The organism is Bariatricus sp. HCP28S3_D3 (assembly GCF_052065755.1).
GTDB lineage: Bacteria > Bacillota > Clostridia > Lachnospirales > Lachnospiraceae > Allocoprococcus.
This window is the reverse complement of sequence record NZ_JBQHTK010000092.1, coordinates 1-815: the sequence shown is the minus strand read 5'-3', so window position 1 is coordinate 815 and position 815 is coordinate 1. Positions and strand designations below refer to the sequence as shown.

Genomic DNA, 815 nt, shown 5'->3' with positions numbered 1-815 from the left:
AAAAAGCGCGCCGTAATTACAGGCACGTACAAAGAGACATCATTATGGAACTGATATAATAATTCGCTGTTTTTGTGCAGGAGACAGGAACTTTATTTTGCGAGACGACATCCTACTAGCACCAATGCCATCGGGCTCATGGAATCGAATTTATAATTCAGCAGAAAACGGAACTCTTCAATAGTTTCCTTTTCAAGCAAGTGGGCTTCATCCAGAATACATACGACTTTCTTTTTTTGCACACCCCGGATGATCTCGACTTCCTTCTGGAGCTGCCGTTTGGCATCACCCCGGTAGAACTTCGACTCGATCCCCAGCTGATCCAGCAATCCTTTATAGAACCACCGCGGGGTAAGCTTTGAATCGGACAGGTACAGAAAAATGTATTCTTCCTGGGAAAGGGTTGTTACAAACCGGCGGATCAGAGTGGATTTCCCACATCCGGCATCTGCAGTGACAACAGCAAACAGTTGCCGGTCTGCCGCATAGGCAAGCCTGCCAAGGGCGTCCGCCATGGCAGGGGACTCATAAAGTTCCTGTACAGGTGTATCCCTTACGAAAGGGGTATGCGTCATCTGGTAGAAAGTTTCATACATGGCGACCACCATCCTTTCTGTATTCCCCAAAGGAGATGGCATCTGCCCTCTGCTGTCTGGTCTGTACATGTTTTTTCTCCAGAGCGGCCAGCATTCTGGAAGATTCGATGTAAGCGCCAAATATTAATGCGGTCAGATACAAAATTACCCCAGCCCTTTGCGAGTTGGAGTAATTCACTATAATTCACATGCGATTTTTGATAGATTGGAGTTTTTCAC

Annotated in this window: 1 protein-coding gene; it reads right to left on the bottom strand. The window is 46.6% G+C overall.

The window, feature by feature from the left end:
- Window positions 1-92: 92 nt before the first annotated feature.
- On the bottom strand, window positions 93-665 hold the full coding sequence (locus ACTNB3_RS17840; RefSeq protein ID WP_441027303.1) for an ExeA family protein: 573 nt from the start codon (window positions 663-665) through the stop codon (window positions 93-95).
- Window positions 666-815 lie beyond the last annotated feature (150 nt).

Excerpts from the sequence above, each read along its gene's own strand:
- ACTNB3_RS17840 (WP_441027303.1), bottom strand. The coding sequence starts at position 665 with ATGTACAGACCAGACAGCAGAGGGCAGATGCCATCTCCTTTGGGGAAT.